Genomic DNA, 25,864 nt, shown 5'->3' on the forward strand with positions numbered 1-25,864 from the left:
CGAAAGCCGGCCCCCTGACGGGAACTACCTAATAGCTACCGCTGGACTGGTGTTTACCATTTGCCCTTGCGGTTGAAGTCGCGGTTGCTGCCTTCGCCACCGGTGCGGGGCTTGCGGGCACCGTCACCATGGCCACCGAAGCGTGAGCCGCTCGCCTGGCCGCGGTCGCGGTCACCGTAGCTGCCTGCGGTGCGCTCGGTGCGGTCGCTGTAGGAACGGCCACCACGGTCAGCGGAGGAACGCTCGCCGTCGGACTTGCGGAACTCCTTCTTGAATCCGCCATTGCCCTTGAAGTTGCCGCCACCGCGGTTCTCGCGGTCGCCGTAGCCACCGCGTCCACCACCGGAGTAGCCGCCACGCTCGGCGTTGGGCCTGCGGCCGTTATCCAGCTCAAGGTGGATCAGCTCGCCGCCGATGCGGGTGCGGGACAGTGCGCGCAACTGCTCCGGGCTCAGGTCTGCCGGAAGCTCCACCAGGGAGTGGTCCGAGCGGATGTCGATGCCACCGATCTGAGCGGAGGAAATGCCACCTTCGTTGGCAATGGCACCCACGATGGAGCCCGGCATGACGCGCTGGCGGCGTCCGACGGCGATCCGGTACGTGGCGTTGCCTTCGGTGAGCGCACGGGTCGGGCCACGGGAACCGAAGCCGTCCTTGGAGCGCTCGCGCTTCTGGTACTCCGGAGCTGCAGGCAGTTCCTTGACCAGCAGGGGCTGTCCGCCCTGTGCCATGACGGCCAGCGCAGCAGCGATCTCCGAGGCCGGAACGTTGTGCTCTTCCTCGTAGGAGGAGATGAGGTCGCGGAACGCCGCAACATCCTCGGAGGCGAGGGTCTCGGTGATGCGCTCGGCGAACTTGCCCAGGCGAAGCGTGTTGACGGTTTCGGCAGTGGGCAGGTGCATCTGCTCCACCGGCTGGCGCGTGGCCTTCTCAATGGAACGCAGCAAGTACTTCTCACGCGGCGTCATGAACAGGATCGCGTCACCGGAACGGCCTGCGCGGCCGGTACGGCCGATGCGGTGCACGTAGGACTCGGTGTCGTGCGGGATGTCGTAGTTGATGACGTGGCTGATGCGCTCAACGTCAAGACCACGGGCCGCGACGTCGGTAGCAACCAGGATGTCGATGCGGCCTTCCTTCAGCGCGTCAACAGTGCGTTCGCGCTGCTGCTGCGGGATGTCGCCGTTGATGGCGGCAGCCTGGAAGCCACGGGACTTCAACTTGTCGGCGAGGTCCTCGGTAGCCATCTTGGTGCGCACGAAGGCGATAACGCCGTCGAAGTCTTCAACCTCAAGGATGCGGGTCAGGGCGTCCAGCTTGTGCGGGCCCATGACCTGGAGGTAACGCTGCTTGGTGTTGGCACCCGTGGTGGTCTTGGACTTCACGGAGATTTCGGCAGGGTTGTTCAGGTACTGCTTGGACATGCGGCGGATCTGGCCCGGCATGGTGGCAGAGAACAGTGCAACCTGGCGGCTCTCCGGGGTCTGCTGGAAGATCTGCTCCACGTCATCGGCGAAGCCCATGCGGAGCATCTCGTCAGCTTCGTCAAGAACCAGGTACTGGAGCTCGGAGAGGTCCAGCGAACCCTTGGCGATGTGGTCGATTACACGGCCGGGCGTACCGACGACAACCTGGGCACCGCGGCGCAGGCCGGCCAGCTGGGGGCCGTAAGCCGAGCCACCGTACACCGGGAGGACCGTGAAGTCGTCGATGTGCTTGGCGTAGGAAGTGAAGGCCTCGGCAACCTGCAGGGCCAGTTCACGCGTGGGAGCCAGGACCAGGGCCTGGGTCTTGCGGGAAGGGCCGTTGAGGTCGTGCAGTTCAGCCAGGCGGGACAGGGCAGGAACAGCGAATGCTGCGGTCTTGCCGGTGCCGGTCTGGGCGAGGCCCACGACGTCTCGGCCTTCAAGGAGCAGGGGGATGGTGGCTGCCTGGATGGGGGACGGCTTCTCGTAGCCAACATCCTGCAGGGCGGCCAGAACACGGCCGTCGATGCCAAGATCGACGAACTTGACGCCTTCTTCTTCGCCTTCTTCTGCCGCGGGGGCAGGAGCTTCGGTGAAGGCGGGGGCTGCAGTCTCAGCTGCAGCGGTCTCGACGGGGGCAGCGGCAACAGCCGGTGCTTCAGCTTCGGCGGGAGCGGAGGTCTCGGCTGCTGCTTCAGCAGACTCAGCGTTCCGGGCGTCGAAGTTTTCGTTGAGATTTTCGGTCATAGGGGGAAATTCCTCATCCATAGGGCAGTCGGCGCGGCCCGGTTGGGCTTGGCCGCATTACTCGTCGCGAGAGCAGGCAAGGTGCCCTGCTTTCGCAAGAAGTCCGGCGCTATCGCAATCCCATGGCAGGACTTCCCGCTGCATCTCTTGGCTGCTATCCCAGCAGTCTGTACAGCGTTTTCTTTAGCCGGCTCTCCCTATGAAAATGCCCGCACACATTTGCGGGCCCCAACACTTACCAGTCCTGCCTCAAGAATTGGGCAGGATAAAGGGATTTCCGGAGTGGGGGATATTTCAAGTGTAGGGCACAGGGTGGCCCCACCGCGACTTAAGAGCACACGAAGGCCGGGTGAGCTTGTTCACACCCGGCGTCCGGAGCTGCTAGAGTCCGCTCCTTCGCAGCACTTTGTCGAACTCGGGACGGTAATCCTCCTGCAATCGGATCTCCCCGTCTGCCTCCGCATCAAGCAGGATCTGGACCAGCTCCGGAGTGGGCTCGCTGAACCACTGGCCCACGGTGATGCCGTGCTTGGGAATGAACGTGCGGTGGATGTGGTCCCCCGCTGAGATGCTTCCTGTCTTGACCACCCGCAGGTAGGTACCCACCCGGCCGGCCTCGGAAAAGCGCTTGACCCAGGTTGGTTCCCCCAAGACGCGCTGGAACGTGGCGCAGGGTGTCCGTGGAGAGGTCACTTCCAGTTCCACATCCAGCCCGATCTTCCACCGCTCGCCGATCACAGCTCCCGTGGTCTCAATTCCGGACACGCGCAGGTTCTCGCCAAAAATTCCCGCCGGAAGGTCCCGCTGCAACCCGCCGGACCAGTAATCGGCGTCCTCCTGCGAGTAGGCGTAGATGGCCTGGTCTTCCCCACCATGGTGCAAACGGCTGGCCTGCACGTCCCCGTGGACACCCAGCTTGTGGACCTTGACCGGTCCCTCAATGGGACGTTTGTCGATGGCGGTGACGCCCACACTTCCGAGGGGATCGGGAAGCAACTGATGGACGCGGCAAACGGCAAGGACGGAAGCGGTGTTCATGGGCACCAGTCTACGGATGGACGGGCAGGGGGCTAAGGATCAAAACGGTAGCCCATCCCTGCTTCCGTATGCAGGTGGCGTGGCTCCGCGGGGTCCCTTTCCAGTTTGCGCCTCAGCTGGGCGATGTAGACCCGCAGATACTGGGTCTCCTTGGCATAGGCCTGTCCCCAGACCTGGGTAAGGATCTGCTGCTGGCTGACCAGCTTGCCTTTGTTCCGGACCAGCAGCTCAAGGATGTTCCACTCAGTGGGGGTCAGCCGGATCTCGGACCCGTCCTTCACGATCCGCTTCCCGGCCAGGTCCACCACGAAATCGGCGGTCGCCAGGGTAGGTTCTTCTGCTCCGGTGACGACACGACGCGAAGCCACGCGAAGCCGCGCAAGAAGCTCATCCAAACCGAAAGGCTTGGTCACGTAGTCGTCCGCACCGGCGTCGAGCGCTTCCACTTTGTCCTCGGAAGCGTGCCTGGCCGACAAGACAATAATGGGCATGCTGCTCCAGCCCCGGATGCGGCGGATGATCTCCACGCCGTCGATGTCCGGCAGGCCAAGATCCAGCACCACGATGTTGACCGGATGCTTCGCAGCTGCACTCAGCGCGTCGGCTCCGTTGCCCACGGTCATCGCCTGGTACCCGTGGGCTTGGAGGGTGACCTGCATGGCCCGGGCAATGCGGGCCTCGTCCTCAACGATCAACACCAGCGTCATAGCGGGTCACCTGTCCACAGCGGCAGGGTCACAACCATGGTCAAGCCGCCACCCGGCGTCGGCTCCGCCGCGAGCCTGCCGCCCATGGCCTCGCTGAAGCCCTTCGCCACGGCAAGCCCCAAGCCGATTCCGCCACCGGTCCCTGAACCTCCCGCGGGTGAGGCCGCGGACGAATCACCAAAGCGTTGGAACGGCTGGAACATGGTGAGGACTTCCTCGTGGCCCACACCCTTTCCGTGGTCCGTGATCCGCAGTTCGCTGGCGGGCTGCTCCCCCAAGGTGATGCCTTCGCCGGCCCGGGCCGTCAGCACCACGTCCGAATCGGGGGCGTACTTCATGGCATTCTCCACAATATTGGCCACGACCCGTTCCAGCATTCCTGCGTCCGCCTGCACAGGCGGGAGGTTGGGCGGCAGCTCGTTGCGCAGCCGCTCGTGCGGTAGGCCCCGCAACGCATCCGGCAGCACATCCGCCCACAGAATCCCGCTCAACAACGGATTCACGGCGTCCGCAGTAATGCGGGACATGTCCAGGAGGTTGTCCACCAAATGGTCCAGGCGGTCCGCATAATCCTCGATGGTCTCCAACAGTTCCCGCTCAACCTCCGGAGGGAAGGTCACGTTGTCTTGCCGGAGACTGCTCACGGCGAGCTTGATCCCAGCCAGTGGAGTCCGCAAATCGTGGGAAACCGCCCGGAGGATGGACGTCCTCATCTTGTTGCCCTCGGACAACCGGATGTTGTCCCTCCGGCTCTTCACCAACTGCTGCCGCTCCCGCACCGCAACCACGAACGCGCCGAACGCCACCAGCATCCGCTGATGATGCGGAGACAGGGGACCTCCGCGCAGCAGCAACGTGTAATGCGGATCGACGACGGCGGCATGGTCGGCCGCGGCATGCGTCACCGGCGGATTGGGGCCGGCGCTGGCCAGGACCCGCCATTCAGCCGGCGCACCACGGACAGCGGTAACCGTCGAGCCGAGGAGCGTCACGGCGTCCATGCCCAGATTGCCGCGTACTTTCTCGAGGAAGGTCTCCAGGCTTCCGTCCGAACTCAGTATCCGGAGGGCAAGTTCACTCAGCGCCGTGGCTTCCGCCCCGGACCTCGCCGCTTCCTGTGCCCGGCGGCTGGCCAGTCCCACAGCCAAGGCCACCCCGCAGGCAACGGCCAGGAACACCACCAGGGTGAACAACGTGGTGGGATCCGCAATGGACAACGAACCAACAGGGTCTGCCGAGAAGTAGTTAAGGAGGAAGCTGCCCAGCACCGCCGCAACCACGGCCGGCCAGAGACCCCCAATGGCCGCCACCGCCACAGCCACAGCCAGCTGGAGAAGCATGATCATGGCGAAGTTACGGAAGTTAAGGACGGTCACGGCCAGTTCCACCGCCGGCGGGAGCAGAAGTGCCAGAACCAGTCCTGCCGTTACCCGTCCACGGCCGATTCCGCGCACGGTCGGAAACTTCAGCAGGGTGCCGTCATCGCCGTTGCCCTGAGCCTCAGTTCCCGCCATGGCTACATCCTTACACGGTTCCCAAGGTGGGTACTTCTCCCCACTTTGAGCCGGGGTGAGTGCCTGCAGCGTTCGCAAGGACTAGGCTTGCTCTGAGCATTCCGGTCCCGGCGTGGCGCCGGGCACACCACGGTCTATCCAGGGGGATACAAATGGACCCGAAAGACAGCCCTGACGCGGCCGGCAACAAAGGCAGCGGCGGGGACAACAACGATGCCTTCAACGCGGCCAACAACCCTCCCAAGCCGCCTCCCTGGCAGGTGCCCAAGCCCGAACTCCACCCTGAGCTCTTCACCCCTGTGGAAGACGCTCCGGAAGAGGGCGGAAAACCTGCCAGGAACAAACCGGCAAGGAACAAGAAGGTACCCGCCGGGGCATCAGCCGCTGCCGGCACTGCAGGCCAAGCCCAGCCGGGGCAACCGCTTCCCGTCGTGGACCCGTTCGAACGCGAACGCGAACGTGATGCCGCCGCGGCAGCGAAGAAGAAAAAGCGTTCCCAGCGCCGCACCGTCGTGGTGGGACTGGGTGTGACCGCCCTGCTGGCTGGAACCATCACCGCCATCGTCGCCTCCAACGAACAGGAAGCTGACTACGCCCAGGTCTGTTTCAACGAAGAAACCGGCGAGCGCGTTGACGATGACCAATGCAACAACAGCAGCTCGGCCGGCCGGAGCTCCGGGGTTTACGCCTGGTACTTCTACTCGCGCGGTGCCAGCGTGCCCGCCGTCGGCCAGAACCGCAGCTCCTACCCAAGCGCCACCAAGACGGTGCCCCAGGGAGCCAAGTCCTCCACTGGATACAGCACCAAGGGCGGCACGGTCAGTCGTGGCGGCTTCGGCAGCAGTTCCAAAAGCGGCGGAAGCTCGGGAGGCTAGGCGTGCGTCGACTGCACTCCGCGCCCAGGCCGGACTGGAAGCAAAAGATCGAAGAACAGGGCCTGGTTTTCTCCACCACCACCATGCCCGATGGCCGCAAAATCGAGTACTGGAACGAATCGGCCTACTACGAGTTCACCATGGACGAGGTGGAAACGCTCGAGAAGACCGCCGAAGACATGCACCTCATGTGCCTGGAGGCAGCGAAGTACCTTGCCAGCGGCGCCATGGGCGACATCGGCATCGGGCGCCAGGCGCTGGAGCTTGCCGCCGAGTCGCTCCAGGCCGGGGACGTGGACATCTACGGCCGCTTCGACTTCATTTATGACGGCAAAGGCGGTCCGGCCAAAATGCTGGAGTACAACGCCGACACCCCCACCGGACTGATCGAAGCGTCGGTGGCCCAGTGGTTCTGGCTGCAGGACGTCTTCCCGGAGAAGGACCAGTGGAACGGTATCCACGAGGCCTTGATCCGGCAGTGGAAGAAACTGCAGTTCCGGACCGGCATGAGCACCCTGCATGTTGCCCACTCCGAAGCCGAGGAGTCCGGCGAGGACTGGATGACGGCCGCCTACATGCGCGACGTCGCCAGCCAGGGCGGCTGGACCACCATTGGCATCAACATGTCGGACATTGGCTGGGACCCGAACCTGAACCGGTTCGTGGACCTGGACAATTTCATGATCAGCACCATGTTCAAGCTGTATCCGTGGGAACTGATGATGAAGGAACCTTTCGGGCACCGCCTTTTACAGCGCGCGCACAACCCGCGCTGGGTTGAGCCTGCATGGAAAATGCTGCTGTCCAACAAAGCCCTGCTGGCTGCGCTGTGGCACCTCTACCCGAACCATGAAAACCTGTTGCCCGCCTACCTGGGGGACCCCGGACCGCTGAAGGAATGGGTGGCCAAGCCTCTTCACGGCCGCGAAGGCGACAACATCCGGATCCACGCCCCAGGCATCGACATCTCCCAGCCTGGTGGTTACGGCCGGGAAGGCTGGTGCTACCAGCAGTACCATCCACTCCCCGATTACGACGGAAACCACCCCGTGCTGGGACTTTGGGTGGTTGACGGCGAGTCGGTGGGGTGCGGAATCCGCGAGTCGGACGGACCCATCACGGACTATTTCTGCCGCTTTGTTCCCAACACCATCGACGCCCCGGCGCCCATAGCGCCCCCTGCCACTTCTTACGGAGCTGCACTATGAGGACTGAAAACCATGAGCACTGAGACCTCGACGCCGGGTGGCGGCCCAGCGGGCGGCGACACTGCCGCCGTCGTACCTTCCAAAGGCCTCCACGCAGGGATCCTGGACCTCGGCGACTCAGTCATGCTGGGGCTGGCGTCCACCGCGCCCGTGTACTCTCTGGCCGCCACGCTGGGACTCATCGTTGCCGTGAACGGCAACTACACGCCGTTGATCCTGGTCCTCGGTTTCATTCCCGTCCTGTTCATTGCCTACGCCTTCCGTGAACTCAACAGCGCCATGCCGGATTGTGGAACCACGTTCTTCTGGGCCCGCAAAGCGTTCGGTCCGTGGGCAGGCTGGCTGGGAGGTTGGGGCGTGGCCCTGGCCGGGATCGTGGTGCTGGCAAATCTGGCCCAGATCGCCGGGAAGTACCTCTGGCTGCTGGTGGGAGATGGTTCACTGGCCGACAACAAGTGGCTGGTCACCGCGACCGGCGTGCTGTTCATCGTGTTCATGACCTACGTGAACCACCGCGGCATCAGGCTGGGCGAACACGTCCAACGGACGCTGACGTACATCCAGTACATCTCGCTCGGCATTTTTGCGGTGGCGATCATTTTCCGGATCGCGGGCGGTGCGCCGGAGGGGCAGGCATTCGATTTCGAATGGTTCAACCCGGCGGGGGCGTTTGCCGATCCCGGGGCCGTGGTTCACGGCGCCTTGCTGGCATTGTTCATTTACTGGGGTTGGGACACCTGCCTCGCCCTGAACGAAGAAACCGAGAACCCGGCCAAGACTCCCGGCCGCGGTGCGGTGATTTCTGCTTCCGTGCTGGTAGCGATCTATGTTTCCGTCGCCCTGCTGGTGATGATGTACGCGACCATCGGAACCGATGGAATCGGCCTGGGCAACGAAGCCAACCAGGACGACGTCTTCCTGGCCATGAAGGATGTCGTTCTCGGTCCTTGGGGCTGGCTGATCGTCGTCGCCGTCCTGGCGTCGGTCCTGTCTTCCACACAGACCACCATCCTGCCAACGGCGCGGGGCACCCTGTCCATGGGCGTCCATGGCGCCCTCCCGGCACGCTTCGGCAAGGTCCACGAGCGCTTCATGACGCCGGGCTACTCCACCCAGGTGATGGGCGCGGTGGCCGTGGTCTATTACGTAGCCATGAGTTTCCTCAGCGAGAACCTGCTCTCCGACTCCATCAGCGCCATCAGCCTGTTCATCGCTTTCTACTACGCCCTGACCGGGTTCTCCTGCGTCTGGTTCTTCCGCTCGACACTCCGGGATTCTGCCCGCAATCTCTGGTTCCGGGGCATATTCCCGCTCCTGGGTGCCCTGTCTCTCACGGCGGCGTTCTTCATCTCCGCGGTTCAGATGTGGGACCCGGCATACGGCGATACGCAGATCTTCGGGATCGGCGGAGCCTTCGTGAGCGGTGTGCTGCTCCTGGCACTCGGCGTGGTCCTGGCAATTGTGTGCCGCTTCGCTCCCTCCACCCGGGCCTACTTCACGGGTGAACGGGCCGACGCCGGTGTGGTGCGCGGAGAGTAGCCCGCGCTCCCAACCGGCTCAGTTGCGGGCTTGAACCTGGGCTGCGGCCCACTCACGCAAACGCGTGGGAACGTCCGGCACCTCTTCAGTGCGGATGGCGTTCCGGCGCAGGGCTCCCAGCCAACACACCAGGACAGCAACGGCGCAGAAGACACCGGCGCTGGAGGCCATGATCCACACCCCGGGGGTCTGGACGTTCAGGTCCGCGGCGCCGAGCATTGTGCCGATGGTCTTGGGCGAGAAGAAGAACACCAGCGTGGAGAGACCCAGAACGGCTGACATCGCTGTCCGCTGGGCCTTCAACCGCGCCGGGGTCTCCTTGATGGTCCAGGCGAACGCCGGCAGGACCACAGCCATCCAGACCCAATGGTGCGACCAGGAAACCGGGCTGATGAGGAGCATGGCCAGTGCGGTGGTGGAGACCGCTACGACCCGGGCTCCCTGCTGGCTCGCTGCCCTGATCAGGAAGGCCGCCAGAACCAACGTTCCCAGGCTCAGCGCGAGCCACGGCAGGGTCACGGCATCCTGCGGAACTCCGAAGTGCAGCAGGGCACCCTTGATGGAAAGGTTGTCGACGTAGCCGGCTCCTCCGATCCGCGAGGTGTCGGGCAGGATCTCCAGCCAGAACTTCAGGGACTCCGCCGGTCGCACAACCCAGCCGAGCAACACCGTAAAGACGAACCCCAGGGACATATTCGCAAGGCCACGCCAGTCTTTGCGCATCAGGAAATACAGTCCGAACACCAAGGGTGTCAGCTTGATGCCTGCGGCGACACCCACAAGGAACCCGCTTGCCCGGGAACCCCGGCGCCTGGAGAGCACCAGCAAGTCAACCACCATGAGGCCCATGAGCAGGATGTTGATCTGACCGAAAGCCAACGTCTCGCGCCACGGCCCCAGGAACAGGATCGCCAGGAAGAGGGCTGCAGCAATCCAACAACCCTTCGTGGAGGACAGCGCGCTCCGAAGGTCTGCCTTTGCTGACCAGTAACGGACAATCGTGACGGCAACCCAGCCGGCAACGGCCACACCGGCAACATTGAACAGGTTAAGTGCAGTGGTTTGCGGCAGCCGGGCCAGCAGCCCGAACACGAGCGCGGCAAAAGGTGGGTACGTGAAGGGAAGCTGGGGGCCGCCTGCCGTCGCGACGGTGGGTCCATAAAGGTCCGAGGGCGAGGAACCAGCATGGTTCAGGATGCTCCCGCCGAACCAGTACACGCTGAAGTCCAGCCCCTGTTTGGCCCACTCCGCGAGCATCATCCACACCGGCAAGACCACCACGGCCAGGGGCAGCAGGCGGAGCAGCAGGCGGAGCAGCACCGGAGACGTCGGCGCGGTTCCCTGCGTCCGCGAGGCATCGGTTGCGGCCCTTGAATCGACGTCAGGCAGTGCCATACAAAATCCCCCAAATTAGCAAAGTCTCAGTGGGGGAAGTGTGTCGCCCCCGCACCCATCCTACTGAAGGGCCTTCAATGACCCCTGAAGAGGGTGGCCCTCCGGCAGCCGGGTGCGCCTACGATGCTGGAATGAGAGATTCAACGACGAACACCTCCGACGTCCTTGCCCTGGACTCTTTGCTTTCGGATGATGAGCTGGCCCTTCGCGATAAAGTCCGCGATTACACCAGCCAGCGGATCCGCCCGAACATCTCCCGCTGGTACGAGGACGCGGTCTTTCCCCGGGAGATCGCCCCTGAACTTGGCGAGCTCGGTGTCCTTGGCATGCACCTGGACGGTTATGGCTGTCCCGGCCGGACCGCCGTCGAATATGGTTTGGCAGCCATGGAGCTGGAAGCGGGCGATTCCGGCATCCGGACCTTCGTCTCGGTGCAGGGTTCACTCGCCATGACCGCCATCCACAAGTGGGGCTCCGAGGAGCAGAAGGAGCAATGGCTCCCCCGGATGGCTGCCGGCGAACTGATCGGCTGCTTCGCCTTGACCGAACCCACGGCGGGGTCCGATCCGTCGTCCATGACCACCGTTGCCCGGCAGACTTCCGACGGCTGGATTCTGGCTGGCGCCAAGCGCTGGATCGGGCTCGCTTCCCTTGCCGATGTGATGGTGGTGTGGGCAAAGACTGATGATGGCATCCGCGGTTTCCTTGTTCCCGCCGGGACGGACGGCGTTTCCGCCACGCCGATCGAGCCGAAGCTCTCCATGCGCGCGTCCGTTCAGTGCGATGTAACGTTCGACGCCGTGCGGCTGGGGCCGGAGGCACTCCTCCCGGGTGCCATGGGACTCAAGGGACCTTTCTCGTGCTTGAACGAGGCACGCTACGGAATCGCCTGGGGCGCCATGGGGGCGGCGCGCGATTCCTACGAGGCCGCACTTTCCTATGCCGGAGACCGGTTACAGTTTGGGCGACCTTTGGCCGGTTATCAGCTCACCCAGGAGAAGCTGGTGAACATGCTGCTGGAAATCCAGAAGGGGACGCTGCTGGCCCTGCACCTGGGCCGGTTGAAGGACTCCGGGCAGCTCCAGCCGCAGCAGATTTCGATGGGCAAGCTGAACAATGTCCGGGAAGCCATCAAGATCGCCCGCGACGCCCGCTCTATCCTGGGCGGCAACGGCGTCACGCTGGATTACTCACCGCTCCGGCATGCCAACAACCTGGAGTCGGTGCGGACGTACGAGGGCCCCGACGAGGTTCACACCCTGATCCTGGGCCAGCACATCACGGGCATCGGGGCCTTCCGCGGCTAGCCCACCCAAGTAGGTAGCAGATGACGTCGTTCCCAGCGCTGGGAACGACGTTATCTGCTACCCAGTTGGGTCAGCACCGGGGAGGATCACCAGGTTCAGGTAGCCGCGAAGACCCTTGGCCACATCCACCTGATCCGGAGCAAGAAGCCACTGGGTTTGGAGCCCGTCCCAGAGCGCAACCAAGGAGGTCGCAGCTTGGTCCGGATCCACTCCAGGGCGGAGCCTGCCTTCAGCGGCCAACTCAGCGAACCGCCGACCGTAGCTTGCGCGCAATCGCCCGTAGCGCTCGGTGAAATAGTCCCGCCCAGGATGCTCATCCGTGACCGATTCGGCGCAGAGTACGGTGTAGAGCTCGATCACGCCGGGAATGTCCTCATTGTGGAGGGCCGTCCGGATGACGGAATCCGCCAAGCCTTCCTCCATGTCATCGGGAAAAGCGCCACTGGTGATCTCGTCGCGACGTTCCAGCACTGACATCAGGAGGTCGCGCTTGGATGGGAAGTAGTGCAGCAAGCTGGTCTGGCTCATCCCTGCTCGGTCCGCAACCTCCTGCAACGATCCGCCACGGTAACCACGGGCAGCGAAGACCGCGTGCGCAGCATCCAGTATCGTCTGGCGCCGTTCCTCGGATTTCGCGTAGGGGCCGCGCTTCGCTGTGCGGCCCACGTCCTTTGTGGTCATGGCTAGCCAGTGTACGCGGATACGGACCCCTGTCGAAATTCGAGTAACCACTCGAATTATCTGTTACCGTGGTCACAATCGACATGCCGGGCCCCGCCCTCCGGGTGCCTGGCAACGTCAACCTGACACAAAGAGGTGAAGGCTCATGACCCGTTTCACTCGAAGACAACTTCTGGGCGCAGGCCTGGGCACCGCAGCCATGGGACTGCTGTCCGGCTGCGCAACGCCGGGAACCCAGTCCGTCAACGCTGCTCCCACCCTCCCCGCCGCCAGCGGTCCCGTCCGGCTCACTTATTGGGCGTGGTTGAAGGACTTCCAGAACGTTGCCGACATCTGGAACGCAGCGAATCCAAACATCCAGGTGGATGTCGTGTGGATCCCGGGCGGCAACGCAGGCGGATACCAGAAGCTCTACTCGGCGCTGGCAGCCGGGGGCGGCCCGGACCTGGCCCAGGTGGAGCTGCGGTCGATTCCGGAATTCATGCTGGTGAACGGACTGGTGGACATCTCGCGCTACGGCGCCAACGACTACGCGCACCTCTTCGACCCCACTTTGTGGAAGCAGGTCAGCTACACGGGCGGCGTCTACGGAGTCCCCCAGGACTCCGGCCCGATGGCCATGTTCTACCAACCGGCCATTCTGGACAAGGTGGGCGGAACTCCCCCGAAAACGTGGGAGGAATGGGCCGGACTGGCCCGCGAGCTCCGCTCCGTGGACGCGTACCTGGACTGCTTCCCGATCAGCGACGCCTCACCTTTTGCTTCCTTCGCCGGACAGGCAGGAGCGGCGTGGCTGCGTCCGGAGGAGGATGGCTGGGTCATCAACATGACAGACGACGCCACGCTCAACACCGCACGCTTCTTCGACAAAGCGATCGACGACGACCTCGTCACCACCGCTTACGGCGCTTTCACTCCAGGATGGTTCGCTGCGGCAGGCAAGGGTGGCATCGCCTCCACCGTCACCGGCAGCTGGGGCGATGCGTTGGTCGAGGGCGTCAGTGGTTCCGAGGGAAAGTGGCGGGTTGCCCCCATGCCCACGTGGGGCGGCACAGGATTTGGCTCCAGCTATCTGGGCGGTTCCACCGCGGCAGTCCTGGCCAACAGCAAGCACCCCAAGGAAGCGCTGGAGTTCGCCATCTGGCTGACCACCTCCAAAGAAGGCATTGACGCCGAGATCAAAAACAGCGGCATCGGCTGGTCACCGAATCCCGATTTCATTGGCACCGACCGTCAGCAACCATCGGCGTTCTTCGGCGGCCAGAACTACAACCAGGACGTCTTCGTCCCGGCGGCCCGGCAGCAAAACCCCGACTGGTCCTGGTGGCCCGTGACCCAGCAGTCCTTCAACATCCTCAGTGACGGTTTCCGGAAGAAGGCCTTCGGGACTTCCCTGGTGGACTCGATTGCCGCTTCCGAGCAGCAGATCATCACTGTTTTCAAGAACAAGGGCCTCACCATCCGGAAGGAAGCGGCATGACGACCACCCGTGTGGCACCTGGCGCAGAGCGTCAAGCCCAAACGCCCCGCCGCGGCAAACGCACTGGCGCAGCAGGACGGGCACCCTGGCTCCTGTTGGCCCCGTTCCTGGCGCTCTTCGCCCTGACGTTCCTGCTGCCCATCGTGGTGGCGATCCTCTCCAGCTTCACCAAGGTGACCAGAAACGGACTTTTCGGCGAGGCCGGCGTGACCAGTGAATTCGCCGGGTTCGGCAACTATGCCCAGGCCATGGCCGATGGCAGTTTCGTGGCATCGATCGGCCGCATGCTGCTGTTCGGGATCGTCCAGGTTCCCGTCATGATCGTTCTCTGCACTGTCCTGGCATTGATGTTGGAATCGGCCTCGGCCAAGTGGCCCGGCTTCTTCCGTGCCGCCTACTTCATGCCCTACGGCGTTCCTGGTGTCATTGCCACCATCCTGTGGTCGTTCCTCTATGTGCCCGGCCTCAGTCCCCTGTTTGATGCGGCCAAGCTCGTAGGTCTCACCCCGGATTTCCTGGGCGCCAACAGCGTGCTGTGGTCCATCGCCAACATCGTCACCTGGAGCTACACGGGCTACAACATGCTGATCATCGTGGCGCAGCTCAAGGCCATTCCGGTGGAACTCTACGAGGCAGCGAAAGTGGACGGTGCTTCGACGTGGCGCGTGGCCCGGAGCATCCAGCTCCCCCTGATCCGTCCGGCCCTCATGTTGACCACCGTGTTTTCGATCATCGGCACACTGCAGTTGTTCGCTGAAGCACAGGTACTCAAAACGGTGGCCCCTGCCATCGACAGCCAATACACGCCCAACCTCAGCGCCTACACCACGGCCTTCGCCTACAACGACTACAACGTTGCTGCTGCCCAGTCGGTCATCATCGCCGTGGCCGCCTTCGCCCTTTCCTTCGCCTTCCTCGCACTGACCAACAGGAAGTCATCATGACCGCTACTGCTACCAAGCCAACCGTCACACCCGCTGCCAGGACCCGGTCCGCTGGTCCAGACCGATCAGCCGGCCGACGGCGGTCGTCCACCATCATTGTCACCGCCCTTTTGGTGGTGGTTGCCCTCTACTTCCTGATTCCCGTGTACTGGGTCTTCGTTGCCTCCACGAAGTCCACGTCCGACCTTTTCTCCACCAACGGCTTCTGGTTCGCTCCCACATTCTCTTTGTGGGAGAACCTCGGCCGGGTGGTCAGCTACGACCATGGAATCTTTGGCCGCTGGTTCCTGAATTCGGCCATCTACGCCGGCGTTGGTGCGCTCCTGGCCACGTATTTTGCGGCAGCAGGCGGCTACGCCCTGGCCAAGTACGAGTTCAAGGGACGGAACCTGGTATTCGGCACCATCCTTGGCGGCGTCCTGGTTCCCGGTACAGCGACGGCGCTCCCGCTCTTCCTGCTGTTCAGCCAGATGGGCCTGGCCAACACGTACTGGAGCGTGCTGTTGCCGTCGTTGGTCTCGCCGTTCGGCCTGTTCCTGTGCCGGATCTACGCGCAGGCCACCGTTGACACCTCATTGATCGAGGCCGCGAGGATCGACGGTGCCGGCGAACTCCGGATCTTCCACACCATCGGACTCAAGGTACTGACCCCGGCACTGGTAACGGTGTTCCTGTTCCAACTGGTGGGTATCTGGAACAACTACTTCCTGCCGCTGGTCATGCTCTCGGACTCCGAGCTCTACCCGATCACCCTGGGCCTGAACAACTGGCTCAGCCAAGTGGACCGCCTGCCTGAATTCTACGAACTGACCACGGGCGGGGTGCTGCTTTCCATCATTCCGCTCAGCATCGCCATGATTGTCCTGCAGCGCTTCTGGCGTGGAGGACTGACAGAAGGAGCCGTCAAGTAAATGACCACCTACCAAACAGCCGGCTACATCACAGACCCAGGTCCAGGAACGGGCAACCGGCTCCCCGCGAGGTCATGGCTGCACAGCGACGCACCCACTCTTTCCTTAAACGGCAAGTGGCGGTTCCGTCTGCTGTCCGGCGCACCGGGCACACCCGGCGGACGCGGCGTCCTGCCCGCGGGCGAAGCAGTTGAAGGCCTGGCCGAAGAGAACCTGGACGATTCCGGCTGGGACCGGATCCCGGTTCCCGCGCACTGGGTGTTGGAGGGCGACGGCGCTTACGGGCGGCCCATCTACACCAACGTCCAGTTCCCCTTCCCGGCTGACGCACCGCATGTCCCGGACGAAAACCCTACCGGCGACTATCGCCGGACCTTCGAACTTCCGGCGGACTGGAACGGGGCGGACAGGACCGTGCTGCGTTTCGACGGCGTGGAATCCCGCTACAAGGTGTGGCTCAACGGAACCGAGGTCGGTGTTGGCACAGGCAGCCGGCTGGCGCAGGAATTTGATGTGACCGAGGCGCTCCGCCCGGGAAGCAACCTACTGGCCGTCCGTGTCCACCAGTGGTCGGCGTCGAGCTATGTTGAGGATCAGGACCAGTGGTGGATGCCGGGCATCTACCGCGACGTGACGCTCCAGTCGCGGGCACGAACCGGACTGGACGACGTCTGGTTGCAGACGTCCTTCACCGCCGGCGCCGGGGTCATTGATCCGGAGATCACGGCAGATGAGGCCGCCTTCCCGGTTCGCCTGTCCGTCCCCGAACTGGACATCGACGTCGTCTGGAACTCCGCTGCCGACGTCGCCCCGGTGGCGATCACCGCCGTCGAGCCGTGGTCCGCCGAAGTTCCGCGCCTCTACAACGCGACCGTGGCCAGCGAAGGCGAGACCGTTTCGCTGCGGTTGGGCTTCCGCACCGTGGAGATCCGGGGCGACCAGTTCCTGGTGAACGGCCGGCGCGTGGTGTTCCACGGCGTAAACAGACATGAGACGCATCCGGACCGGGGACGGGTGTTCGACGAGGACTTCGCCCGTGCGGACCTTGCCATGATGAAGCAGTTCAACGTCAATGCGATCCGCACCAGCCACTACCCGCCGCACCCGCGTTTGCTGGACATCGCGGATGAGCTGGGCTTCTGGGTGATCCTGGAGTGCGACCTTGAGACCCACGGTTTCGAACGGCACGGCTGGGTGGGCAACCCCAGCGACGACCCCGCCTGGCGTGAGGCGTACGTGGACCGCATGGAGCGCACGGTGGAGCGGGACAAAAACCATCCCTCCATCGTCATGTGGTCCCTCGGCAACGAGTCCGGTAGCGGCTCCAACCTCGCAGCGATGTCTGCGTGGACCCATGCCCGCGATGCCGGCCGCCCCGTCCACTACGAGGGTGATTACACGGGCGCCTATACCGACGTGTACTCGCGGATGTACTCGTCGGTGCCGGAAACAGAGGCGATCGGCCGGGATGACGCAGGCTCCCTCCTGCTTGGCTGCTCCGCTGCGGAGTCGGCGCGGCAGCGCACCAAGCCGTTCATCCTGTGCGAGTACGTGCACGCCATGGGCAACGGCCCGGGCGCCATCGACCAGTACGAGGACCTCATGGACCGTTATCCGCGGCTGCACGGCGGCTTCGTCTGGGAATGGCGGGACCACGGCATCCGGACCACCACCGCCGATGGCACGGAGTTCTTCGCCTACGGCGGGGATTTTGGGGAGGTGGTGCACGACGGCAACTTCGTGATGGATGGCATGGTCCTTTCGGACTCGACCCCCAGCCCGGGACTTTTCGAGTACAAGCAGATCGTCGCACCGATCCGCTTGGGCTTCTCCACCGAAACGCACGACGGCGGCACACGCCGCTTCGTCTCCGTCGCCAACCTGCGGCACACCGCAGACGCGTCGGACGTAATGATTCGCTGGCGAACCGAGGTGGACGGCGTCCTTGGCATGGCCGGAGAGCTCGAGGTTGTTGATTCCATGAGCGCTTCGCTCCGGGCTGGTGACACGGCCCGGGTGGAACTGCCCGCGTTGCAGGTGACGGGAAGCAGCGAACACTGGCTGACCGTAGAGGCGGTGCTCCGCAAGGACACTGCTTGGGCTCAGGCCGGCCACGTGATCTCGGCGGCTCAGCTGGAGCTGGCGGGGTCACGTTCCCGCCCGGCAGCCCCTCGGCCCCTGACATCCGCCGGACGTGGCGCTGCCAGGGTGGAGCCCACTGTAACCCTGGGTCCTGCCCGGTTCGAAGAAGGGCGCTTGGTTTCCCTGGCGGGGCTGCCAGTGTCCGGCCCCCGCTTGGAGTTGTGGCGTGCTCCCACGGATAACGACGCCGGTGCCGGCCGCGGCAGCTACGACCTCGCCGACCCTTGGCTCAACAACGGGGACGGCGTTCCAGCCCCGTCCATGGAAACCATCTGGCGTGCCGCTGGCCTGGACAGGCTCACGGGCCGGGTGGAAAAGGTGGCTGCCGACGATTCGGGCGTGGTCATCCATACCCGCTACGCCGCAGCCGACACCGCCCATTGGGTCTCCGTGGAGGAAAACTGGCAACTTTCCGAGGGCGAGCTGTGGCTCCGCTTGGACCTGGTGCCGAGCACCGGCTGGAACATCATCTGGCCACGCGTTGGCGTCCGTTTGGATCTGCCTGGCTCTGTTGATGGCGCCTCGTGGTTCGGCACGGGTCCCCGCGAGTCCTACCCCGACAGCATGCACGCGACGCTGGTTGGCCGGTATTCCTCCGGAATCGAGGAGCTTTCGGTGCAGTACGCCAAGCCGCAGGAGTCGGGTCACAGGAGCGCCGTCCGATCATTGGAGCTGCAGAACTCCGGCAGTCCGTGGCTGCAGCTCAACGCGTTCCCGGACTCCCGTGGCCGTTTGCCGGGCTTCACGCTTTCCCGGCACACAGCCCAGGAGATCTCCGCGGCCGCACATCCGCACGAGTTGCCGGCAAGCCAAAGCAGCTACCTGTACCTCGACGCCGCCCAGCACGGCCTGGGGTCCAGGGCGTGCGGTCCGGACGTCTGGCCGGACTACGCCTTGCGGCCGGAAGCCCGGACGCTGACCCTCCGGATCACCGAAACGGGCTAGATTCCCCCGTTGTGGGGCCTACTCTGCGCGTTTCCGAGCTCTCGAAACGCGCAGAGCGGGCCCCACAACACCACCCCCTGCGTTGCGGGGCCTGTTTTGCGCGATTCAACGCGGGAATTCCGCGCAGAGCGGGCCCCACAACGCCACCCCCTGCGTTGCGGGGCCTCAAGAACCCCGTATCAGACAACCGCCACGGGTTCCTTCTTCACCGCGTCCTTGCGGATGGTGGCGCTGATGACCGCAGCCACCGTGCACATGGCTGCCGCCCCCAGCCAGGCATAGTTGTAGTGCCCGGTGGCGTCGCGGATGAACCCGGCAGCGAGGGCAGCCGCAGCGGCTCCGAGTTGGTGGGCGGCAAACACCCAGCCGAACACCACAGAACCGTCCGCGCCGAACACCGAACGGCAGATCGCTGCGGTGGGCGGCACGGTGGCTACCCAATCGAGCCCGTACACCACCACGAAGATGATCATGCTCGGTTCAACGGACGAGCCCAGCAGCAAGGGCAGCACCAGCAGCCCGATCCCACGGAATTGGTAGTACACGGCCAGCAGGACTTTCGGGTTGAAGCGGTCGGTCAGCCAGCCGGAGGCGATGGTCCCCACAATGTCGAAAATCCCGACGACGGCCAGCAAGCCTGCCGCTGTGGTTTCGGGCATACCGTGATCGTGGGCCGACGGAATGAAGTGCGTACCGATGAGCCCGTTGGTGGTGGCTCCGCAAATCGCGAACCCGGCCGCCAAAGCCCAGAACGTCCGGACTTTCATGGCACGCCTGAGGACCTGCAAGGCCCGGACGGCTGCGTTGGGGGAATCCGACGAGCCGGGCGACTCAACCACAGCGGCGGCCTTGCCCGACGTCGCCCCTGTGGTCCCGGCGTCGACGGCCGTGGACTCAGGTGCTTGGGCACCATAAGGCAACACCCCGACGTCGGCCGGCGAGTTCCGCAACCAGCGCAGCACCAGCGGCACCACGGCGAGCGCACCTGCGGCAATCAGGAGTGACGCTCCGCGCCAGCCCGGGTTTTGGGCGAGCGCGGCGATAAACGGCAGGAAGACCAGCTGGCCCGCGGCACTTCCTGCGGTGAGGATGCCGATCACCAAGCCGCGGCTCTTGGCGAACCAGGTGTTGGCAATGGTCGCGGCGAAGACCAGGGCCATGGACCCGGTACCCAGCCCGATCAGCACTCCCCAGGTGAGGAGGATCTGCCAGGACTGGTTTACCAGGACGGTGAGGGCTGAACCCAGGCCGATCAGGCAGAGAGCCAGCGAGGTGACTTTGCGGATGCCGAAGCGTTCCATGAGGGCTGCTGCGAAAGGTGCCGTCAGTCCGAAGAGGACCAGGTTGATGCTGACAGCCAATGACAGCACCGTGGTGGACCAGCCGAACTCCTGCTGCAACGGGACCATCAGCACGCCGGGCGCTGCACGGAAACCGGCTGCCCCCACCAGCGCAAGGAAGGCCACGGCCGCCACGATCCAGGCGGGGTGCAAGCGTCGCCGTTTCCCGGTGGGGGAGCCCGGCGTTCCGGTTTTCTCGGCTGAGGTTCCTGTGACGTCGGGAGCGGTCATGCGGGGATCTCCGTTTCAGCGTCTTTGGTTTGGGGTTCACGGGGTGCTACGGCCAGGGGGACGGGCTGCTCTGTCCGCTTGAAGCTGTGCCAGCTGGTGTTGGCGGCTGTGAGGCGGGTGCCGCAGTGGGTGCAGGTATCGGCTGACGACGTCGCCTGTCCGCAGTCCGTGTGGATGACCCGCATGTGGGATACCTCGTTGGGTGCGTCCAGGTGTTTCTCTGCCCAAATGATGATGGCGTTCAGGACGGGCAGGGCGTCCTCGCCCTTGGCGGTGAGGACGTACTCCTGCCGGGTGCGGCTCCCGTCCCGGTAGGGGCGCTGTGCCAGCAAACCGGCGTCGAGCAACCATCCCAAACGCTTACTGAGGACCGTGTCGGCTACCTCGAGCCGGTGCTTGATGGCCTCGAAACGACCGTTGCCGAAGAAGATTTCCCGGAGCACCAGGCTTCCCCAAGGGTCGCCTAGGACATCGAGGCCGCGGGCGAGGCTGCACGTGCGGGCAGACCAGTCAGAGCGAAGAGGCATGCGCACCAAGCTAGCTGACTTTCCTAAAGAAAGCCATAGTATGACGGCGACACACCCTGCAGGTTCTCCCGGGTTCACCGGCGGTTCATCTGCCGTGCCTACGCTTGCCGGGTCAACTCTGACCACGAAAGGCACCCTGAATGTCCTTGAACAACCCTGACATGGTGAAACGTTCAACCGAATCACCCGGAATCTCCCGGCGCGGATTCCTCGGCACAGCAGCTGCAGCGACGGCGCTTGCGGCGGCCGGATCACTGCTTCCCCCCTCGGTGCAGGCCGCAATGGCCAGGCCAACAGCGCCGGGGAGCCTGCAATCCATCAAGCACGTGATCGTGCTGATGCAGGAGAACCGCTCCTTTGACCACTACTTCGGTTCACTCCGCGGAGTCCGCGGTTACGGTGACCATTCCGTCCCCCGGCTTCCCAACGGCAAATCCATGTTCGAACAACCACGCGCCACCGGGGAGACCGTCCTGCCGTTCTCCCTGCGCAAAGCGGCCGAACTCGCGGGACGGCCCGGCACCGACATCCAATACCTGGGAGACCTCGACCACTCCTTCAAGGGAACCACCACGGCCTGGAACAACGGCTGGTGCGATCAGTGGATTCCTGCCAAGAGCGCATCCACCATGACCTTCTACGAGCGCCAGGACATCCCGCTGCAATACGAACTCGCAGACACCTTCACCATTTGCGACGCCTATCACTGCTCCGTCAACGGCTCCACCAATCCCAACCGCAACTACCTCTGGAGCGGGACCACCGGCAAAGAGCCCGGCACGAACAACCGGGCAGTGACCAATGCTGCCTACGGCTATGACCACGCCGGCTACGACTGGACCACCTACCCCGAACGGCTGGAACAGGCCGGGGTCTCCTGGCGGATCTACCAGGACTGGGACAACTTCACGGACAACGCCGTGGAATACTTCCAGACATTCAAAGCGATCGGCCGGAAGATGCTCGCCTCCGTTGAGGGCAAGCTGCGGACCACCGAAGAGTTCTACGACAACCTGGCGGGCAAGCCGGCCGCTGAACAGGAACGCCTGCTGGCACAACTGGAGCAGGGCCGGGCCACCCTCACGGACGCTGAAAGGTCCCTCTTCGACAAAGCCATGTGGCGTGGCCGGCCGGACACCCTCCTGGATCGGTTAGGCGCCGACATCACCTCAGGCACCCTCCCGCAGGTCAGCTGGCTGGTACCGTCGGCCGCCGACTCCGAGCACCCCGGAGCCTCAACTCCGGTGGGCAGCGCGAACTTCGTCTACCGTCTTCTGGACACCGTGGCAAGCAACCCCGACACCTGGGACAGCACCGCGATCTTCCTGAACTTCGACGAAAACGATGGCTACTTCGACCACGTTCCGCCACCTGTCCAACCACGCCCCGCCTCGGGTGAGTCAGCGGACTGGACCACGGCACGGCCCATCGGGCTCGGTCCGCGGGTACCCATGACGGTGGTCTCGCCATGGACGGTGGGTGGCTATGTGAGCTCCGAAATCTTCGACCACACCTCCGTCCTCCGCTTCCTTGAACGGTGGACCGGCGTGCAGGAACCAAACATCTCGCCCTGGCGCCGGGAAGTCTGCGGCGACCTGACCGGCGTCTTCAACTTCCAGGCGCCCGGAACTCCGCCAACGCTCGACCACCCCGCCGCTGTTCCGGCAAAGATCAGCCGCTGGCGCCCCAATCCCCCGACGGTACAGGTGGCCCCAATCCAGGAGGACGGCAGCCGCCCGGCCCGCCCGCTCCCTTACCGTCCGAGGGTCTCAGCCACAGCCCAGCCGGGAAAGCTGGTCCTCGCACTGGGCAACAGCGGCACACGCTCCACCCACTTCACCGTGTATGGCTACACCGGCGAGGTAACCGAACCCCGGCACGTGGACGTCCTCGGGAGCCAGAGCGTGGAGCTCCCCCTCGGCTCAGGCGCGTTCGACGTCGTCGTCACCGGCCCCAACCGCTTCCAGTACGAACTGAAGGGCACGACGGCGGGTGCGGCGTCCGGCGTCGACGTTTCAGTCAACGGACGGCGCGGCAATAAGGCCGTGGAACTGGAAGTGCGCAACAACGGTGCAACCACGGTGACGCTGGCCCTGCAGTCGCTGCAGTACGCGCCGGGCCGCGACAGCGTGAAGCTCAAAGCCGGGCACTCGAAGAAGATCGGCTGGGACACCATGAACGGTTGGTATGACGTGGAGATCACGGCCGCCGAAGACGCCACGTTCCGCCGCAGGCTGACCGGCCGCGAAGAGGACGGACGGGAGGGCGTCTCCGGCTAAGTGCCGGGGCGGATCCTGCCCTTGTCCTGCCTGCCGGCCGCATACGGCCCGGCACAGCGGACAAGGGCAGGACTGCTTGCGTCAGGCGGTCAGCGCACTTTCAGGGCAGGCGCGCCGGGAAGCAAACCGGCCCGGGAAGGGTGGTACGCCAAGGCCCAGTAGACCAGCATGGCAATCCCGCACACTACACCCAGGCTCGACACCATGAGCTGCCACTGGGTCTGGGGGTCCTTGCCCCATTCGGCGGCACCCGCCCACACGGCCAGGTTTTTTGGTGTCATGTAGAAGGCAACGGTGGAGCACACCACAATCACCCACCCCGCAAGCCGCATCCGTCCGTTCCGGGAGGGCACACGGTGCATCGCAAACGCCATGCTGGGCAGGGCCACGGCAACCCACACCCAGTGGTGCGACCACGACACCGGACTGATCAGGAGCATCAGGATGGCGGTGGCAGAGACTGCAACGAAATTCTCATCCACAGCCACGGACCACCGGATGATGAGGCCGGCGATCACCACCAGGACCAAGGACAGCACCATCCACACAAGATTGGTGACCGAAGAGTCCGGCATGCCGAAGTGGAGGAGCAGGCCCTTGACGGACAGATTGTCAACGTAGGCCGGTCCACCGATCCGGCCGGTGTCGGGAAGGATCTTGGTCCAGAAATCCACCGAAGCCTGGGGCAGTACAGCCCACGCCACCGCAATCGAGCCAAAGAAGCCAGCGGCCATCCACCCCAGTGCCTTGAAGTCGCGGCGGACCAGGAAGTACAAACCAAAGGCAAGAGGAGTGAGCTTCACACCGGCAGCCAAGCCGATCAGCAAACCCGCGGGCCACTGGATGGCACCCGCACGGGCCTTCCCATAGAGGGCAAAATCAGCCAGGATCACGCCCATCAGGATGATGTTGATCTGCCCGAAGACGAACGTGTCGCGCCATGGGCCCAGGAGCAGGATGGCGCCGGTTCCCAGCAGCGCCGTGGTCCTGAACCGGTAGTCGGCAAAAGCTGCCCGCCACGTCGTGAGGCCGAAATAGTGCCTGGCCAGCCAGGCTGCCACGGTGGCCGCACCGAGCAGGGCCACCAGAATGAAAACCATGCTGCCGGCGAAGAACCCCAGCGCCGCCAGCCCTGCAAAGAGGAGGGCTGCGAACGGCGGATAGGTAAACGGCAGTCCATCGCGGATGGCGTAGAGGTCGCCACCCTCCATGACCTTCCCACCACCGTAGTAGTAGACCTCGAAGTCGTTCAGGGCGGGCTCGTAGTACGCGTACAGGAAGCACACCGCCACCACGAGGGCAACGGCAGCTGCCACTGTGAGGATCCAGCCCCGTTTGGTGGTGGAAGCCACCGTCTGTGAAGGAGAAGCCACCATGTCAGCCGTTGCTGATCTTGGCGAAGGCCTGTTCAAGATCAGCGATCAGGTCCTCGGCTTCCTCGATGCCGCAGGAGAGGCGCAGGAGGTTGACGGGGACCGCGAGTTCAGTTCCCTTCACGGAAGCGTGGGTCATTTCCGAGGGGTAGTTCATGAGGGACTCGATGCCGCCCAGGGATTCGGCAAGCGTAAACACGGACGTGTTCTCAGCAACCGTCCGTGCCGCAGCTTCACCGCCCTTGAACTGCACGGACACCATGCCACCGAACTTCTTCATCTGCTTCGCAGCGAGCTCATGGCCGGGGTGGTCGGGCAGGCCCGGGTACAGCACAGCTTCCACTTCCGGACGCTGAAGCAGCCACTCGGCCACGGCCTGGCCGTTGTCACTGTGGCGGTCCATGCGGACTCCCAGGGTCTTCAAGCCACGGGTGGTCAGGAAAGCGTCCATCGGACCGGAAACAGCGCCCACGGCAAACTGGATGAATCCGATCTTTTCGGCCAGTTCGGCGTCGTTGACCACAATGGCGCCGCCCACCACGTCGGAGTGCCCGCCAATGTACTTGGTGGTCGAGTGGACCACCACATCGGCACCCAAGGCGAGCGGGTTCTGCAGGTAGGGGGACGCGAAGGTGTTGTCGACCACCAGGAGGGCCCCGGCGTCGTGCGCCACGGCGGCGAGCGCAGCGATGTCCGTGATCTTCATCATCGGGTTGGACGGCGTCTCAACCCACACCATGCGGGTCTTGTTCGCAGCAACCGCGGCAGCAACAGCGTCGAGGTCGGACATGTCCACCGGGGTGTTCCCGATGCCCCAGTCGCCGAGTACCCGGTTGATGAGCCGGTAGGTGCCACCGTAGGCGTCGTTGCCCAAAACGATGTGGTCACCGGGACGGGCCACGGCCCGGATCAGGGAGTCTTCGGCTGCGAGTCCTGAACCGAAGGAGAATGCGGCTGAGCCACCTTCCAGGGCTGCCAGTTGTTCCTGGAGGGCGTCCCGGGTGGGGTTGCCGCCGCGGCCGTACTCATACCCCGAACGCAGGTTGCCAATGCCATCCTGCGCGTAGGTTGAGCTGAAGTGCAGCGGCGGTACAACCGCGCCGGTGCGGGGTTCGAAGGCCTGTCCGGCGTGGACAGCGCGCGTGTTGAAACCGGCGTTGGGGTTGGCAGACATGGAAGCTCCTCTTTGTTCGTTCAACAGTATGGATGAAGCGG

At 64.3% G+C, this 25,864-nt stretch carries 19 protein-coding genes; 9 read left to right on the forward strand and 10 right to left on the reverse strand.

The genetic code is table 11. The features are described 5' to 3' along the window. Positions 1–53 precede the first annotated feature (53 nt). The 4 genes from IEY62_RS02930 to IEY62_RS02945 form a co-directional block, all read right to left on the reverse strand. Positions 54–2,213 carry a DEAD/DEAH box helicase gene (locus tag IEY62_RS02930; protein WP_189013734.1) on the reverse strand — a complete coding sequence of 720 codons (2,160 nt, stop codon included), beginning with the start codon at positions 2,211–2,213 and terminating at the stop codon, positions 54–56. A 381-nt stretch (positions 2,214–2,594) separates the two neighbouring features. Then, positions 2,595–3,251, reverse strand: coding sequence for an MOSC domain-containing protein (locus tag IEY62_RS02935; RefSeq protein ID WP_189013736.1), 657 nt, complete (start codon positions 3,249–3,251; stop codon positions 2,595–2,597). Positions 3,252–3,283: 32 nt separating this feature from the next. After that, positions 3,284–3,958: a response regulator gene (locus tag IEY62_RS02940; RefSeq protein ID WP_189013738.1), complete on the reverse strand. Its 675-nt coding sequence runs from the start codon at positions 3,956–3,958 to the stop codon at positions 3,284–3,286. After that, positions 3,955–5,472, reverse strand: coding sequence for a sensor histidine kinase (locus IEY62_RS02945; protein WP_189013739.1), 1,518 nt, complete (start codon positions 5,470–5,472; stop codon positions 3,955–3,957). The genes IEY62_RS02940 and IEY62_RS02945 overlap by 4 nt, the downstream gene beginning before the upstream one ends. Positions 5,473–5,624: 152 nt before the next feature. Between IEY62_RS02945 and IEY62_RS02950 the strand changes: the two genes are divergently transcribed. The 3 genes from IEY62_RS02950 to IEY62_RS02960 are packed head-to-tail and all read left to right on the forward strand — an operon-like array spanning position 5,625 to position 9,094. Then, a complete protein-coding gene (locus tag IEY62_RS02950; RefSeq protein WP_189013741.1) occupies positions 5,625–6,347 on the forward strand; it encodes a Tat pathway signal protein in 723 nt (240 codons plus the stop codon). 2 nt (positions 6,348–6,349) lie between these two features. Then, positions 6,350–7,555 carry a glutathionylspermidine synthase family protein gene (locus IEY62_RS02955; protein WP_189013743.1) on the forward strand — a complete coding sequence of 402 codons (1,206 nt, stop codon included), beginning with the start codon at positions 6,350–6,352 and terminating at the stop codon, positions 7,553–7,555. A gap of 12 nt (positions 7,556–7,567) precedes the next feature. Then, positions 7,568–9,094, forward strand: coding sequence for an APC family permease (locus tag IEY62_RS02960; RefSeq protein ID WP_189013745.1), 1,527 nt, complete (start codon positions 7,568–7,570; stop codon positions 9,092–9,094). An 18-nt stretch (positions 9,095–9,112) separates the two neighbouring features. Here IEY62_RS02960 and IEY62_RS02965 read toward each other — a convergent pair whose 3' ends face one another. Beyond that, positions 9,113–10,489 (reverse strand): glycosyltransferase 87 family protein, encoded by a 1,377-nt coding sequence (locus IEY62_RS02965; protein ID WP_229785018.1) that lies wholly within the window; start codon positions 10,487–10,489, stop codon positions 9,113–9,115. 131 nt (positions 10,490–10,620) lie between these two features. On the opposite strand from IEY62_RS02965, the gene IEY62_RS02970 reads away from it, so the two are divergent. Then, complete coding sequence (locus tag IEY62_RS02970; RefSeq protein ID WP_189013747.1) at positions 10,621–11,796, forward strand: acyl-CoA dehydrogenase family protein; 1,176 nt, start codon at positions 10,621–10,623, stop codon at positions 11,794–11,796. Positions 11,797–11,853: 57 nt separating this feature from the next. Here IEY62_RS02970 and IEY62_RS02975 read toward each other — a convergent pair whose 3' ends face one another. Next, positions 11,854–12,477 (reverse strand): TetR/AcrR family transcriptional regulator, encoded by a 624-nt coding sequence (locus IEY62_RS02975; RefSeq protein ID WP_189013749.1) that lies wholly within the window; start codon positions 12,475–12,477, stop codon positions 11,854–11,856. Between the two features lie 145 nt (positions 12,478–12,622). On the opposite strand from IEY62_RS02975, the gene IEY62_RS02980 reads away from it, so the two are divergent. Genes IEY62_RS02980 through IEY62_RS02995 form a run of 4 tightly spaced genes read left to right on the forward strand, consistent with a single transcriptional unit; the run spans position 12,623 to position 18,899 of the window. Then, positions 12,623–13,957 (forward strand): ABC transporter substrate-binding protein, encoded by a 1,335-nt coding sequence (locus IEY62_RS02980; RefSeq protein ID WP_189013751.1) that lies wholly within the window; start codon positions 12,623–12,625, stop codon positions 13,955–13,957. Then, positions 13,954–14,901 (forward strand): carbohydrate ABC transporter permease, encoded by a 948-nt coding sequence (locus IEY62_RS02985; protein WP_189013754.1) that lies wholly within the window; start codon positions 13,954–13,956, stop codon positions 14,899–14,901. Before IEY62_RS02980 ends, IEY62_RS02985 begins: the two co-directional genes overlap by 4 nt. Then, on the forward strand, positions 14,898–15,812 hold the full coding sequence (locus tag IEY62_RS02990; protein ID WP_189013756.1) for a carbohydrate ABC transporter permease: 915 nt from the start codon (positions 14,898–14,900) through the stop codon (positions 15,810–15,812). Before IEY62_RS02985 ends, IEY62_RS02990 begins: the two co-directional genes overlap by 4 nt. Further along, positions 15,813–18,899 (forward strand): glycoside hydrolase family 2 TIM barrel-domain containing protein, encoded by a 3,087-nt coding sequence (locus IEY62_RS02995; protein WP_189013758.1) that lies wholly within the window; start codon positions 15,813–15,815, stop codon positions 18,897–18,899. A 179-nt stretch (positions 18,900–19,078) separates the two neighbouring features. Here IEY62_RS02995 and IEY62_RS03000 read toward each other — a convergent pair whose 3' ends face one another. Continuing rightward, the gene (locus IEY62_RS03000; protein WP_189013760.1) at positions 19,079–20,470 is read right to left on the reverse strand and encodes an MFS transporter; all 1,392 of its coding nucleotides are present in this window, start codon (positions 20,468–20,470) and stop codon (positions 19,079–19,081) included. After that, positions 20,467–20,997, reverse strand: a complete 531-nt coding sequence (locus IEY62_RS03005) for a winged helix-turn-helix transcriptional regulator (RefSeq protein WP_189013762.1) — start codon at positions 20,995–20,997, stop codon at positions 20,467–20,469. The genes IEY62_RS03000 and IEY62_RS03005 overlap by 4 nt, the downstream gene beginning before the upstream one ends. Before the next feature lie 161 nt (positions 20,998–21,158). Here IEY62_RS03005 and IEY62_RS03010 point away from each other — a divergent pair, with 161 nt between their 5' ends. Next, positions 21,159–23,276: a phosphocholine-specific phospholipase C gene (locus IEY62_RS03010; protein ID WP_229785019.1), complete on the forward strand. Its 2,118-nt coding sequence runs from the start codon at positions 21,159–21,161 to the stop codon at positions 23,274–23,276. A gap of 89 nt (positions 23,277–23,365) precedes the next feature. Here the strand turns inward: IEY62_RS03010 and IEY62_RS03015 are convergent, their stop codons facing one another. Beyond that, on the reverse strand, positions 23,366–24,652 hold the full coding sequence (locus IEY62_RS03015; RefSeq protein ID WP_189013766.1) for a glycosyltransferase 87 family protein: 1,287 nt from the start codon (positions 24,650–24,652) through the stop codon (positions 23,366–23,368). Position 24,653: 1 nt separating this feature from the next. Then, a complete protein-coding gene (locus tag IEY62_RS03020; RefSeq protein WP_189013769.1) occupies positions 24,654–25,823 on the reverse strand; it encodes a cystathionine gamma-synthase in 1,170 nt (389 codons plus the stop codon). Positions 25,824–25,864: the final 41 nt, after the last annotated feature.

The sequence above is a fragment of the Paenarthrobacter histidinolovorans genome (assembly GCF_014647595.1).
Taxonomy (GTDB): domain Bacteria; phylum Actinomycetota; class Actinomycetes; order Actinomycetales; family Micrococcaceae; genus Arthrobacter; species Arthrobacter histidinolovorans.